The sequence below is a fragment of the Nocardioides sp. genome (assembly GCF_964228225.1).
Lineage (GTDB): Bacteria > Actinomycetota > Actinomycetes > Propionibacteriales > Nocardioidaceae > Nocardioides.
In genome coordinates this window covers 13,012-26,073 of record NZ_CAXQZB010000005.1, presented here as the reverse complement: position 1 = coordinate 26,073, position 13,062 = coordinate 13,012, and the positions used below count along the sequence as shown (strand labels likewise).

General features: G+C 66.5%; 10 protein-coding genes and 1 pseudogene. 4 read left to right on the top strand and 7 right to left on the bottom strand.

What is annotated here, in order from left to right:
- Nucleotides 1–443: 443 nt before the first annotated feature.
- Nucleotides 444–1,385 carry a GlxA family transcriptional regulator gene (locus ACERUJ_RS01385; protein WP_370246639.1) on the bottom strand — a complete coding sequence of 314 codons (942 nt, stop codon included), beginning with the start codon at nucleotides 1,383–1,385 and terminating at the stop codon, nucleotides 444–446.
- Between the two features lie 108 nt (nucleotides 1,386–1,493).
- On the opposite strand from ACERUJ_RS01385, the gene ACERUJ_RS01380 reads away from it, so the two are divergent.
- Nucleotides 1,494–1,802 carry a putative quinol monooxygenase gene (locus ACERUJ_RS01380; RefSeq protein WP_370246638.1) on the top strand — a complete coding sequence of 103 codons (309 nt, stop codon included), beginning with the start codon at nucleotides 1,494–1,496 and terminating at the stop codon, nucleotides 1,800–1,802.
- Nucleotides 1,803–2,353: 551 nt separating this feature from the next.
- On the opposite strand, the gene ACERUJ_RS01375 is transcribed toward ACERUJ_RS01380, so the two are convergent.
- Nucleotides 2,354–3,529: a serine hydrolase domain-containing protein gene (locus ACERUJ_RS01375; protein ID WP_370246637.1), complete on the bottom strand. Its 1,176-nt coding sequence runs from the start codon at nucleotides 3,527–3,529 to the stop codon at nucleotides 2,354–2,356.
- A 212-nt stretch (nucleotides 3,530–3,741) separates the two neighbouring features.
- On the opposite strand from ACERUJ_RS01375, the gene ACERUJ_RS01370 reads away from it, so the two are divergent.
- The 3 genes from ACERUJ_RS01370 to ACERUJ_RS01360 all read left to right on the top strand — a co-directional run bounded on the left by ACERUJ_RS01370 (nucleotide 3,742) and on the right by ACERUJ_RS01360 (nucleotide 7,169).
- Complete coding sequence (locus tag ACERUJ_RS01370; RefSeq protein WP_370246636.1) at nucleotides 3,742–4,713, top strand: alpha/beta hydrolase; 972 nt, start codon at nucleotides 3,742–3,744, stop codon at nucleotides 4,711–4,713.
- Between the two features lie 27 nt (nucleotides 4,714–4,740).
- On the top strand, nucleotides 4,741–5,787 hold the full coding sequence (locus ACERUJ_RS01365) for a helix-turn-helix domain-containing protein (protein WP_370246635.1): 1,047 nt from the start codon (nucleotides 4,741–4,743) through the stop codon (nucleotides 5,785–5,787).
- 192 nt (nucleotides 5,788–5,979) lie between these two features.
- Nucleotides 5,980–7,169, top strand: a protein-coding gene (locus ACERUJ_RS01360; protein WP_370246634.1) for an IS3 family transposase whose coding sequence is annotated in 2 segments (ribosomal slippage) — nucleotides 5,980–6,261 and nucleotides 6,264–7,169 — 1,188 coding nt in all. Because the reading frame shifts where the segments join, the coding sequence is not laid out codon by codon here.
- A gap of 67 nt (nucleotides 7,170–7,236) precedes the next feature.
- Here the strand turns inward: ACERUJ_RS01360 and ACERUJ_RS01355 are convergent.
- From ACERUJ_RS01355 to ACERUJ_RS01335, 5 genes and pseudogenes are all read right to left on the bottom strand, one after another.
- Nucleotides 7,237–8,320: pseudogene (locus tag ACERUJ_RS01355) on the bottom strand (IS110 family transposase).
- Complete coding sequence (locus tag ACERUJ_RS01350) at nucleotides 8,283–10,979, bottom strand: AAA family ATPase (protein ID WP_370246633.1); 2,697 nt, start codon at nucleotides 10,977–10,979, stop codon at nucleotides 8,283–8,285. Before ACERUJ_RS01350 ends, ACERUJ_RS01355 begins: the two are co-directional and overlap by 38 nt.
- A gap of 254 nt (nucleotides 10,980–11,233) precedes the next feature.
- On the bottom strand, nucleotides 11,234–11,497 hold the full coding sequence (locus ACERUJ_RS01345) for an NPCBM/NEW2 domain-containing protein (protein ID WP_370246713.1): 264 nt from the start codon (nucleotides 11,495–11,497) through the stop codon (nucleotides 11,234–11,236).
- A gap of 253 nt (nucleotides 11,498–11,750) precedes the next feature.
- Nucleotides 11,751–11,903 (bottom strand): hypothetical protein, encoded by a 153-nt coding sequence (locus tag ACERUJ_RS01340; RefSeq protein WP_370246632.1) that lies wholly within the window; start codon nucleotides 11,901–11,903, stop codon nucleotides 11,751–11,753.
- A 1,005-nt stretch (nucleotides 11,904–12,908) separates the two neighbouring features.
- Nucleotides 12,909–13,061, bottom strand: coding sequence for a hypothetical protein (locus ACERUJ_RS01335; RefSeq protein WP_370246631.1), 153 nt, complete (start codon nucleotides 13,059–13,061; stop codon nucleotides 12,909–12,911).
- Nucleotide 13,062: the final 1 nt, after the last annotated feature.

The window sequence follows — 13,062 nt, the reverse complement described above, 5'->3', positions numbered from 1 at the left end:
TGGCGGCACCATCTAGCGCGCCGCGACCGGCATGAGGGCGCTGACCGGCACAGATGCCGGATTCGGGTCACGCAGGATCACCGCCGATCACTCGGATCTGTGACGTGTCCCATGAGATCCAGACGAATATCGGTTGGGTCGTCGCGCCGAAGCAGTGCCAACCCAGCAGCGGTCACGACTCTCGCCGGTCCTCCCTCGGGTCGGTTCTTCGGCATGATGCACCTGCGCCGAACTCCAACGACACAGATCACGTGTTACCGATCAGCGCAGCAGACCCGACCCACGACGGGACAACTCGGACTGCTGGAGGCCTGGTTCGCGCACTATCGCCAATCAGCCCAGCAGTCCCAACGGAGCCTGACCGCCGCAGGTGCGTCGACGCGACGTGCTGAGAGTTGGTTGCAAGCAAGCACCAAGACACAGGCCGTCCTCATCGCACTCGGTCAAGTACGGCGTGGCTCCCTGCGCAGGAGGGAGCGGAGGGTCTCGGCGTTCGCATAGCCGACCCGGAGCGCGATCTCGGCGGAGGTGAGGTCCGTGGTCGCCGAGAGGTGCCGGGCCCGTTCGATGCGAAGACGTTGGACGAAGCCGAGCGGGGTGAGGTTGAGCGCCGAACGGACGCGTCGTTCGAGGGTGCGCCGGCTGGTGCCCAGCGCCTGCGCGACCGACGCGACGTTGAACGATTCGTCCAGGCGGGCGCGCACGAAGCGTTCGAACTCGACGACGATCGGGTCATCGTGCCGGAGATGTTCGTAGGCGACGAAGGCCGCCTGCGACGGGCGCTCGTCGATGAGGAGGAGCTTGGCGACATGCTGGGCCAGGTCGGGGCTGATCGATCGCACGAGCGAGAGTGCGAGGTCGATGTGGGCGAAGGCGGCGCCGGCAGTGACGAGATTCCCGTCGACCACGACCATCGTGTCGAGATCGAGGGCGACCGTCGGATAGCGCTTCAGGAACTCCGGCCCCAGGAACCAGCTGGTCGTCGCCCGCCGATGATGCATCCGACCTGTCTCGGCGACGGCGAACACGCCGGTGCACGCCGCAGCGATCCGGGTGGTCGCGTCGTCGAGGCGCCCGAGCGAGGCGACGACCGCACGAGCATCCCGGCTCTGCAGGGCGTCGTCGGTGGCGGCGGCCGTGAGGGTTCCCAGCGCAGGGACGACGACCACGTCGAACTCGCCAGGCTCCGGCAGCGGGTGGTCCACCGACAGGGTCATCGATGCCGTCGTGGTCACTCGCCGTCTCGGCCCGACGATGGCGAGCTCGATCGGGTCGATCCGCGGGTCCACATCGCCACGGGCTCCGTCGGCCACCCGCACGATGTCGATGACCGACGCGACCGCCGAACCGAAGCAGCCGTCGAGCGCGATCAGTCCGATACGCATGACGTGAACAATAGCAATCCTGCCGTATACGCCACTCCCCACCGGCCCTCACGCGTCCTACGCTGGCCGAGCCCCATGAAGAAACCCCGGATTCGAGGAGAAGCTCAGATGCCCACACCCGCACTTCCCTACGCCTTCGTCGCCAAGATCGTCGCCGCCGACGGCCAGCAGGACGCGCTCGCCGATCTGCTCGCCGGCGCTGTCGCCCTCGCCAACGAAGAAGAAGGGACGATCGTCTGGTTCGCGGTCAGGACCCACGCCGACACCTTCTGGATCTTCGATGCATTCCCCGACCAGGCCGCTCGCGACGCCCACGCCAGCGGCGCCATCGTGGAAGCCCTGATGGCCAACCAGCACCTCCTCGGCGCAGCGCCCGAGATCCTGCCGGCCGACGTCCTCGCCTCCAAGCTCCCGTAGTCCGTCGACCGGGACGATCGCACCCAGGCCGTCGGCGGCAAGCTCGCGGCCGACGCGACGGCGGCGCGAGCCGAGTTTCGGTTGAGTTTCGGTTGAGTCGGCCCCGCTAGCCACCGAAGCCGAACAGCCCCCGCCCTGCGTTCCCGCAGGTCAGGGGCTGTTCGTCGGAGCCGCCTGTCGGAATCGAACCGACGACCTCATCACCGCAGGTGGCGGCGTCACTCGGCTTGGCGCACCGCGCGACCGGCCGCTGACCTGCGCAGACCTTCCCTGCCGATCACGCTGGATCACCGGCATGTGCGAAACGGACGCACCAAGCCCGCTGCCCTCTGGTCGAATTGGGGTTGACCATCCCCTTCCCCAGCCGGCGCTAGCTTGAGTCGCCCGGGCTGGTCGAGGCCTTCAGGTGTCCCGGATTCGACGGCGGCCGACTACGTCCACTCCATGATCGAGAGCTTCTGGGTCTTCGGGCCGCTGGCGCTCGCGATCACCGGCAGACCGGCGGCTTTCAGATCTGCCGTGGCGCGAGCCCCGAGGCGCACTGAGGTGATTCAGAGCGCCGCGTACAACGCCTGCTCGAACTCCATGTAGGTCTTCCACGCGTCCTCATGGGTGATGAAGGGCAGGGAGTTGGTGTAGATGCTGGCGCAGATGCCGGTTGTGCGGTCGATGAAGAAGTGGGTGTTGAAGAGGCCTGCCCAGGCGCCGGTGCCGGCGCGTCGACCGCCGGGTACGTCCTCGGTGTTCAGCAGCAGTCCGTAACCCCACTTCCAGCCCGGGCCGGCGTGCATCGTGTCGGTGATGGGCGGGTCCGCGGTCGGGATCTCGGCGGGGAAGTCCAGGTCACCGATCTGATTGGTGAACGCCGCGTCCACCGTCTCCTCGGACAGGATGCGGACACTGTCGAGCTCACCGCCGCGAAGCAGCGCGCGCTCGAAGCGGATGTAGTCCCGCGGGGTCGAGTACAGACCGTGACCACCGGCGTACCACTCGGGGTCCTGGTTGAGGATCTCGCCGGCCGAGGTCCATGCGCCGTCCTCACCCTTCACGTGGACGGTCACGGCGTTGGCGTAGCGGGCCTCGTCGAGGATGAACGCGGTATCGTCCATGCCGAGCGGATCGGTGATGTTCTCTCTGATGACAGCATCGAGTTTCTTGCCGGCGACGGCCTCGACGACGCGACCGAGCCAATCGGTGTTGATGCCGTACACGTACTCCGTGCCGGGGTCGGCCACCAACGGCGCCTTGAACGCGTCCATGGTGCCGGGCACGACGTTGGGGATGCCGGTCGCGGCCTCGTACTTGACGAGCTGGTCGTTCCAGAACCAGTAGCCGAGTCCCGAGGTGTGGGTGATGAGCTGGTGGACCGTGGCCTTGCTGGCCGGCTCGCGCAGGATAGGCGTGCCGTTGTCGAAGCCGTCGAGGACCTTTACATCGACGAACTCAGGCACGTACTGCTCGACGGGGGCATCGAGGTCCAGTTCACCCCGCTCGACCTGCTGCAGCGCTGCCACCGTGCAGACCATCTTCGTCATCGACATGATGCGGAACTGTGTGGAGGTGGTGACCGGGTCATCGGACTCGCCCGCGACGCGGACGCCCGCTCCACCTTCGTAGAAGATCCCGTCTGCATCGGCGGCGATGGCGGCGACGTGCGGCACCGCGCCTCTCCTCACCGCTGCGTCGAGCACCTGGTCGATGCCGGTCCCGTCGATGGTCCTGCTCATGGTGACCTCCTGATCGTGGGCCCGCTGCCGTGCGAACCGTGTCCCACGTCACACTGGTCGTACGCTCAGATCCACGAAACCGTCGAAACGACGACGTTCGGAGAATGCGTCCCGCCATCCGGCGGGTAGCGCACCAGCAGTCCGCCGCTCCCATGGTCACCGCACGCGAGCAGAGGTAGCCTCCGATCACGCCTGACGCGGAAGGAGTGCTTGTGACCACGCTGCCAACGCCGCCGCGCCCCGCGTTCGACGCCGAACTGAGGGCCGGGCTGGCTGTCGTCGGTGGCATGTTCCCGCCGACCATCACGCCCGACCTCATCGACTTCATGCGCGTGTCCTACGCGTCCCCGCCCCTGGACGACGCCTTCCTCGAGCGGCGGATCACCAGACAGGACCACACCATCGCGAGCCACGACGGCTTCCCTACGCTCGTCTCGGTCCTGCGGCACGCCGACGCGAGCGGTGTCGTTCCAGCCGTACTCTACGCCCACTCCGGCGGCCTGATGTTCGGCGACCGCTTCAGCGGCATCGATCTGGTGCTCGACTGGGTCGACCAGCTCGGTGCCGCGCTCGTGACGGTGGAGTACCGGCTCGCGCCGGAGTATCCCGACCCCCATGCTCGAGAGGACATGTATGCCGCTCTGCTGTGGCTGGCAGAGCACGCCGACGCCCTGAACGTCCGAGCCGACCGCATCCTCGTGGCTGGCGCCAGCGCCGGCGGAGGACTCGCGGCGGGCGTGGCTCTCGCCGCACGTGACCGCAACGGGCCCGCCCTGTGCGGGCAGGTTCTCGACTACCCCATGCTCGACGACCGATGTGCGACTCCCTCGACCTCGCAGTTCGACGGGGTCGGGGTCTGGGACCGGGTCAGCAATGTGACCGGATGGGACGCCCTGCTCGGTGCTGCGCGCGGCACGGCCCACGTCTCGCCCTACGCGGCGCCGTCACGCGCCACCGACCTCGCGAACCTGCCGCCCGCCTTCGTCGACGTCGGCGCGGCCGAGATCTTCCGCGACGAGGCCATCGACTACGCCCGAGCCATCTGGACCGCAGGCGGCGACGCCGAGCTCCACGTCTGGTCCGGCGCGTTCCACGCGTGCGACATCTTCGCGCCCCACACGGCAGTCAGCCGCAGCATGATCGCCGCACGAAACGCCTGGGTGGAGAAGACCCTTGCCGACTGACACTGCGACCAGGGCAGGAGAGCGCTGATGCAGGAACTTCTCGGCCGCATCGCGCGCCTCGACCCGAGCGCCAGCCTCGGGCTGCGTGTCATCGCCTGCTTCGACGAGTTGGTCATCGGACGAGTGAACACGCGAGCACTGCTCGCCTCGGCCGCGTCGCTCGCAGCATGTACCGCCGGGTTCGAACAACGCTCTCCCGCTCGAGTGGTCCGCATCGCACCCGATGGACACCGCGATGAAACCCACGCACCCTCGCGCCGTCCGGAGATGACGGCCCACGCCACCGACGACCTGCAGGTCTGGCTCGAACGCGACGGGCCCCAGCAGCCCAACGACGCCATCATCCTCGAACGGCTGGCCCTGGCCGTCCGCATCAGGCACGGCCACGGGCGCCGGGAGTTCGACAACCGACGCCACTTCGGCCTCCTGGTCGACGAGACCGTCGACGAGGAGCAGCGCTGCATCTCAGCCACCGCTCTCGGACTCATGGCGGGCCGCGACTACCGAGTAGCCGTAGCCCCACTGTTCGCCGTCTGGAGCACACATCCCTCCGGCCCCGAGGACGTCGTGCCCACGCAGTTCGGCCCCGTGCACGCCGTCGTCATACCAGCTGACCAAGAAGATCTCGATGCCACGCCGTGCGGCATCGGCTCCCCTACCCAGGTCAGCGAACTCCACCGCTCATTTCGTACTGCCATGGTCGCACTGCGCCTGTGCGACCCTCCCTCAGCGCCGCTGGTGCGCGCCGACGACCTCGGCGGAATCGTTGGTCTCCTCGCCGACTCCGCGGGCGTCAGCCGCCACCCCGACGTCGAACAGCTCGCGACACTGTTGGAGCACCCTTGGGGAGCCGCCACGATTGCCGCCGTCGTCCGCACCGGCACCGTCCGCCAGGCCGCCCGCGAGGTCGGCATCCACCACAGCACGATGCAGGACAGGGTCGAGACGATCGAACGCGTCCTCGGCTTCGACCCTCTGGACGGGTTCGGCCGCACCCGCCTCGGTACAGCACATGTCCTATGGCGCCTCGAGAACTCCCGCGTCCTTGAACTGCCGCCGCCTGGGACATCCTAGCGTTTGGGAGCGGGCATTGAGGTGTCAGCAATGTCAGACAAGCCACTACCCATCCATGAGGTCGTAGAGACCCCGGCCGGCGCCTGTCGCTTACGACGACGCCAGCCCGCCACGCAAGCAGTGGGGTCTGCTGCACGGATAGGTGACATCTGATCTGCGTCGATGTGTGTCGGCGCTGGAAGGATGTGCACCATGCCGAAGGCGTTCCCCAAGGAGTTCCGCGAGGACGTGATCCGGGTCTTCCGGGAGTCTGATTCCTCCATCGCCCAGGTCGCGAAGGACTTCGGTATCTCGCCGTCGTGCCTCAAGCGCTGGCTGACGATCGATGAGCGGTCCTCGTCACCGTCGGGCACCGCCAAGAGTGGTGGCGAGTCCGATGCGTTGCGTGAGGCGAACAAGCGCATCAAGTTGCTCGAGCAGGAGAACGAGGTGCTGCGCCGTGCAGCCGCGTACCTCTCGCAGGCGCATCTGCCGGGGAAATGATGTACCCGCTCGTCCGCGAGCTGGCCGCCGACGGGATCCCCGTGGCGGTGACGTGCCGGGTGCTCAAGATCGCCCGCCAGCCCTACTATCACTGGCTGGCCTGCCCAGTCACCGACGCCGACCTGAGGGCGGCCTACCGCGCCAACGCGCTGTTCGACGCGCACCGCGACGACCCGGAGTTCGGCTACCGGTTCCTGGTCGACGAGGCCCGCGACGCCGGTGAGCCGATGGCGGAACGGACCGCGTGGAAGATCTGCTCCCAGCGGGGCTGGTGGTCGGCGTTCGGGAAGAAGCGCGGCAAGAACGGCAAGAAGGCCGGGCCGCCCGTCCACGACGACCTGTGCGCCGTGGTCGACAAGCACGGCGTGGTCCGGCACGAGTTCGCCGCCGGCGCCCCGAACGAGCTGTGGCTGGCCGACATCACCGAGCACTGGACCGGTGAGGGCAAGCTCTATCTCTGCGCGATCAAGGACGTCTACTCCAACCGGATCGTCGGCTACTCCATCGACTCACGGATGAAGTCGCGGCTCGCGGTCGAGGCCCTCAACAGCGCTGTTGCTCGGCGCGGCGATGTGGCCGGCTGCGTCCTGCACACCGACCGCGGGTCGCAGTTTCGGAGCCGGAAATTCGTTCGCGCACTCAACCACCACGACATGGTCGGCTCCATGGGCCGCGTCGGTGCCGCGGGCGACAACGCCGCCATGGAGTCGTTCTTCTCGCTGCTGCAGAAGAACGTCCTCGACCGCCGCGTCTGGAAGTCCCGCGACGAACTGCGGATCGCCATCGTCCGGTGGATCGAGCGGACCTACCACCGACGCCGACGACAAGCCGCCCTCGGCCGTTTGACCCCGGTCGAATACGAACTGATCATGACCACGACCGCTACCCAAGCGGCGTAACCGAACCTGTCACCCCTTCGTGCAGCAGACCCCTGCTCCACGAAACCCGGGATACTTCTATGTAGCGTCAAGCTGCGGCGAGAAGTGTGTCGGTGCGTTGGTGGGTGTCGACCAGGGTGCGGAAGATCTGCCTGGTGACGTAGCGCTTGAGGCAGCGCCGGATCTCCTTGGTGGTCTTGCCCTCGGCCAGTCGTCGCTGGACGAAGGTCCGGGTGTTGGGATCGGTGCGCATGCGGGTCAGCACGATGGTGTTCATCGCTCGGTTCAGCTGACGGTCACCGCCGCGGTTGGGCGGTGTCGCACGGTGTTTCCGGGCGAGGCCGGGATGGGTGCGGTGCCGGCGATTGCGGCGAAGGCTGCTTCGCTGCGGATGCGCCCGGGGTGGGACCACACGGTGAGCACGAAGGCTGCGGTGACGGCGCCCTCGCCGCGCAGCTCGAGCAGTTCGGGCGCCTCGTCGGTGACGATCTCGGTGAGCCGCTCGCGGTTCTCGGTCAACTCCTCATCGAGTACCAGCACGCGCTTGGCCAAGCGGACGGCTTCTGTGCGCGCCGTCGCGGTTCCCAACGGCTCCGCGCGGCGCCGCCAGCCGGCGATCGCGGTGATCTGGTGGGCGGTGAGGGACTTGCGGCATCGATGCCCAGGTCGTGGCTGCGGAGCAGTGAGGTCAGTGCGTTGATGCACCGGGTCCGCTCGATGTTGAGGTGCTCTCGTGCGACGGTGAGGACCCGCAGCGCGGTGTGCGCTTGACCGGCTCGGCGGTCTAGCAGCCTGGCGATCGGCATCACCAAGGTGGCGCGGGCAGCGAGGGCTGCGTCGAGCGCATCGGTCTTCCCGCGACCCCTCTCACGCTGCGGGGTCGGGGCTTCGACCACGCGGTAGCCCGCCCCGGCCAGCGCGTCACTGAGGACTGCGCCGTAGGAGCCCGTGCCTTCAGCGGCGCCCAGCACGCCGTCGAGGTCGCCCTCGGTGCGGCGACTGATCTAGTCCCGAGCACGGCGCAGGCCAGCGGGAGTTGTCGGGAAGGTTGCTTGGTCCAGCAGCGCCCCGCGGTCATCGACGATGGGGTAACTGTGGGTCGCGGCGTGGGTGTCGACCCCGACGACATTGCGGTCACTTGCGGCGTACGGGTACGAGGCTCCTGCGAGCAGACAGTAGCGCAACGTCCTTCTTCGTGTCCGTGGCGTGGAGCCGGCTGACCACTGCTTGCTGGGTCTCGGGCGACCAGTAGATGCGCAACTGCTGGCGGGCCCGGGTGATGGCCGTGTAGAAGATGTTGTGGGTGATGTCGTCTTCGTTGGCGCTAGTGATGACGATCTTTACCATGTCGTACTCAAGCCCCTGTGCCTTATGGATGCCTACCGCATAGGCGACCTGGAAGGGCACCGTTGTCGTGTCAAGATCGTCATCCTCATCGCTGATGTCGATGTCGTAGACCGAGAACCGCACCGTCGAATCGGCCACCCAATGGAGGTCGAAGTAGCCGTCCACGTCCAGCTCGGTGACAGGCCGATCCAGCCGCACGTCGAACTGGATGCTGCCGTCGTGAGCCTCCACATCGACGATGGTGCCCTTGAGGTTGTTGTAGATCAGCGGCTTGAAGCGATTGGTGTCAGCGAACAGCACGGGATCGCCGACCTTGAAGACGGCCGGGCCCCAAGGCACCGCGGGGTTGGGGTTGCTGGCCTGGAGGAATCGGTTGATGTTGTTGATCCCATACAGGCCGTCATAGTTGAGGGCAAGGATGATGTCGTCATCGGAGTGCTTGGCGAACAGTGTCGCGTCCAGGGGCGTGGAGTACCCGTTCCGCGCGATGACCTCCGTGATGGCCTCATCAAGAGTGCGTACCTTGGTCCAGAGGTCAACCAATGCGTCATTGCTTGTGCGGTAGGGAGTCTTCAGCTCGAAGACGGACGCTGCCGGGAGGTAGGACCGGATGACGTTGAACCAGTTGCCGAAGCGGATGGACTCGATCTGAAAGACGTCGCCCACGAGGACGAGCAACTTGAAGTTGGTCGTCTCCAAGATGGCCAGCAGGTCCGAGTTGCTCACGGTTGAGCACTCGTCGATGACAAGCACGTCGTACTCGCCGCTCGGGGTGCGCTTGTGACTGGCGACGGTCCGGAAAGTCGCATTCGGCGCAGTCACGCGCCGGCGCAGGTTCTCAACCGCAGGATGGGTGTTGGCGAGTAGCAGCTTAGGATTGCCAGCGAAGTAGTTGGCGATGTGGTCCACCATACGGGTCTTCCCCGTGCCTGCCGCTCCATAGACCAGAACGACTCGAGACTGGGCGAAGAGCGTTGTGAGTGCCTCCCGCTTCGCGGGGTCGTCTACGACGTGCGCGGTGGTTCCAAGCCACTGCTCCACCGCCGCCGTGTAGCCGCTCACGCCCCCAGCCGCGTGTGCCTGCAGTTTGGTCACGATGTCGTAGGTGTTGTCCTCGTATCCCTGGATGAAAACGTGACCCTTGTCGAGGACGAGGTCCCGGGCCGGGCGATGCGTGTAGTACAGCTTCCCGTTGTAGGTGTCAATGAGGTCGTTGACGTCGCCGAGGTCCTCAAGTTCGGCGACCGGCGTGTAGAGGATTCCCCTGTCCTCTACATTGCGCTGAACCCGGCGGGCCAAGAACTCGTGGGTCCGGCCGTCGGGGTCGAGGCTGTTGATGAGGTCCCAGAAGCGGGGGTTGTGCGCCCGTGGCGCCGTACAGAAGGGCATGTCGTCGAAGGGAATGCAGCCGTAACCCAAGTTTAGGTTCGATAGGCGGGTGTTGGGCTCCCAGTAGTACTGCGCCTTGAGGATCTCGTTGCGCATCCGTAGGAGCAGGTAGCGGAGAGCGTTGTGCCCACGCCGCTTGCCCTGGATGATGCGGCGCGCCTCGTCCATCGCGGGGAAGATCTGCGGGTTCTTCGTGCTGGCAGTTCCCCGCGTCTTGAGGTCGTCGTAGCGCTCGGGCGTGGCGTCGATGAGGTCGAGAAGTGTCGAGCCCGCGGTGAGGCCGCCCATCAAGAACTTGTACTCGGCGGAGTCGGTACGCACCTTCTTGACGTCTTGACCGACGATGCGTGCGAAGTGCTCAAGCTCGCAGGGGCGAATGGAGACGTCCCAGTTTCTGATGATGGTGACGGGCATCTCTTGGCCGAACACCTCGATGGTGGCCGCTTGGAGCCCAAGGTTGGCGGAGTAGTTGTCCGCGATGTCGATGCTAGTGAAGCCGATGATGCGGTCGGCCTTGCTGACCCGGTTGACCGCCTTGTAGAAGGTGACCTCGTAGTAGACGCGACCGTCCGTGACGAAGGGGCGGGTCTTGTGGATGTAGTAGCGATCCCGGCGATCGGAGGTCGCTCGTCCCGGCTTGTCGACCTCGACGGCGATCTTCTCGTGGTACTCGGCAAGCGCCGAGTCCTGGTCCAAAGGGAAGGCTTCGAGGTTGCCGAGGATGTCCACGCCGGCCTGATCACCCAGCAGGTCGCGCAGCCGCAGCATGTACTCGTAATAGCGGAGCATGAGCCGCTCCGACGTGTCGCCATCGAAGGTGTAGTGGGAGGCGGAGGGCTGGAGGAGCGCGTGGAACTTGGTGACGAAGCTGAGACGCCCGTTCGCCTTCACCCAGGCCAGTGCGGCCTCGATGGCGTCATAGTCGTGCTCGGTGTCTCCGCTCGCCGTGTGGAGGCGGACCGCGGCGGCCTCGACCAGGTTCCGCAAGTGGCTGAGCACGTTCTGTGACAGGAGGTCACGCTGGCTCGTCAGCGAGGTGATGTTCGTGCAGATGGCAGAGTCGGTGGCCGCGATGTGCTGGGCGACGGTGGCCAATGGAGTCCCTCCCGCGCGGCGGTGACCTGTGAAACGGCTGGACGACGAACCTAGCGACGAACCGACTGTGCCGCCCAAGGATTCTCGGACATGCCCGTGGGTCGTGACCGAAGCGCTGACCCCATGTGGCTCGCCTGATGCCGAGTGGCGTTGGTTGGGGGTACTTGCGGTATTAACCGCAGTGAAGCCTCGGCGGCCCGCGGACAGCGTCATGCCGCCGCGTATGCGCACGGACCTCCGACCAGGCGTGTCCATTACAAGCCGGTGCAACGCAACGCCGGGTCGCCGATCGCCGGGTAAGCCTCCACTTCGTCGTGTCCCTCAGTGCCGCCGGGCGAGGTGTCGCTCAGCTGGATGCCGAGTCGGTAGGGCTTGGCGATGGGAACGGAGACGGGCAGCGACATCCCTGGCGTGAGCGCCGACGAGTGATACACCCTGGTGTCGTCGACGGTGATCACGATCGCCCCAGATGAACCGTCGTCAGAGTCGTCGTCGAGACCAACGACACCCGAGAAGATCCATGGTGAGCCCCTTCGACGTGACGCTGTTCATCCTTCATCACGGGTCCGACCTTTCGGCATCGGCCGACACAACTTCCGCTGGTCGAACCGAGGCGAGGCCTACCGGTACACGGAGACGAAGCCGACGGTGGTCGGCCGGCGGGTGATGTGGGCGTCGGGATCGGGGCGGCGTCGCTGTCGAGGCGAGCGATGGATTCAGCAGAGCTGACTGCCGCGGTGACGACGTGTGTGGGCGGCTGGCTGCGTGGGCTCATGCGTCGGGTTCGTCGGTCAGTTCGGCAATCAGGGTGCCGCGGTCGAAGCCGAACATCGCCAGGGCGGTGTCGTGGTCGGTGCGCTTGCCGGAGTCGGTGATGAGGCGAGCGAGGAGTTCGGCAATCAACTCGGGGTCGGGCTCGGTCACGTGGGCTTCCATTTAGCGGCCGGGGTGATCGATCAGCCATGGCGACCAGTTGAGGCCGCGGGGTCGTGGGATGCGGTGCGCGTCGGCGGGGTCGAAGACGAGGCCGCAGCAGCCGTCGCAGTAGGTATGGGCCCAGGGCGCGGGTTCGTCGACGCCGATGACGCGCCCACACAGGCGAAGGAGCACGTCGTCGATGTCGGAGATCTCCGGACACGCCGGGGCAGTTCAAAGTTTGGTGGACCCTGAGACCGAAACCTCAGAGGTCGGGTGTCGACTCAGGTGGAGGCAGTCCCTGATGACCCGACCGGAAAGACGGGGGTGTAAACGCCCCAAACGCCCGCCCCGAGAAACGGCCCTCGCAGCACCCCCATCTACGGGCATAGATGGGGGTGCAACCTCCACGCGTCGTCTGTGGTCACCGTTGTGTTCCCATGCGAGGGTGTGTGGGTGGCGTGGTGTCCGTTTCGTTCGCCCGTCGTCGGCACTTCGGGCGCTCCTACGGGCTCTCTTCTCGGACACGGTCGGTGGTCACCGACGAGCGTACAGTGGCGCCATTCCACGAGTGGTCGCTGACGACAGCGGGCATGGTGCTCCAACTTGGTGTGATTCCCGCACCGATTTCCGCGAGGCGCCACGCGCGTTGTGGTTGCGATCCGTCGCCGTGTCGGTAGCCGCGTTGCGTACCGAAGCGGTGACGAGTCAGGGCTCGTACCGAAGCGGTGTGTCGTCCCCAACGCATGCGACACGGATCATCTCGCTGCGCACACAAAGGTCGCCGCGTCGACGCATCGTTGACACCTCGCACGTCCGGGTCGTGTCGCAACGCCACGCTGCGTTGCCGAGCGAAGCGAGGCCTATCGGTACACGGAGAGGAGGCCGGCAGTGGTCGGCCGGTGGGTGATGTGGGCGTCGGGGGGTGGGCGGCGTCGCTGTCAAGGCGAAGGGTGGATTCAGCAGAGCTGACTGCCGCGATGACGGGGTACGGGTGCAGTTGGCCGCATGCGCTCATGCGTCGGGTTCGTCGGTCAGTTCGGCGATCAGGGTGGCGCGGTCGAAGCCGAACATCGCGAGGGCGGTGTCGAGGTCGGTGCGCTTGCCGGTGTCGGTGATGAGGCGGGCGAGGAGTTCGGCGATCAACTCGGGGTCGGGCTCGGTCACG

Bases quoted from the DNA above. Each gene is read 5' to 3' on its own strand.
- ACERUJ_RS01385 (WP_370246639.1), bottom strand. From the start codon at position 1,385: ATGCGTATCGGACTGATCGCGCTCGACGGCTGCTTCGGTTCGGCGGTC.
- ACERUJ_RS01380 (WP_370246638.1), top strand. From the start codon at position 1,494: ATGCCCACACCCGCACTTCCCTACGCCTTCGTCGCCAAGATCGTCGCC.
- ACERUJ_RS01375 (WP_370246637.1), bottom strand. From the start codon at position 3,529: ATGAGCAGGACCATCGACGGGACCGGCATCGACCAGGTGCTCGACGCA.
- ACERUJ_RS01365 (WP_370246635.1), top strand. From the start codon at position 4,741: ATGCAGGAACTTCTCGGCCGCATCGCGCGCCTCGACCCGAGCGCCAGC.